1 protein-coding gene is annotated in these 364 nt (G+C 57.1%); it reads right to left on the reverse strand.

Annotated elements, in window-relative coordinates; translation table 11 throughout:
- Positions 1-321, reverse strand: a 321-nt coding sequence (locus SB822_RS55475) for a GntR family transcriptional regulator (protein WP_410858893.1), incomplete at its 3' end; no start/stop codon positions are given.
- Positions 322-364: the final 43 nt, after the last annotated feature.

The raw sequence follows: 364 nt of genomic DNA on the forward strand, positions 1-364 counted from the left end.
GTGCCCGTTGCAAATCTTTTCGACGACGGCCAGTTCGATGATGCGGCGCATCTCGAACACCTCATGCACTTCCTGAAGCGACGGACTCGCGACGAACGCGCCGCGGTTCGGCTCAAGATCCACGAGACGATCGGTCGCGAGTTGTGCCAACGCTTGCCGGATCGGACCACGCTTCACCGCAAATACTTCGCACAACTGTGCTTCCGTCAACTTCGCGCCCGGCGCCAACCGATGCTCGAGAATCGCGGCACGAATGCGCTCGGCAATTGCTTCGGGCTTCGAACTATTTGCGCTGACGGATTCGGTGTCGATGTCGGACATGATGTGTGTCTCGGTATGTTGGTCATATTAGGATGGACATAAA

The sequence above is a fragment of the Paraburkholderia sp. SIMBA_054 genome, assembly GCF_046534875.1.
GTDB classification, from domain to species: Bacteria; Pseudomonadota; Gammaproteobacteria; order Burkholderiales; family Burkholderiaceae; genus Paraburkholderia; species Paraburkholderia hospita.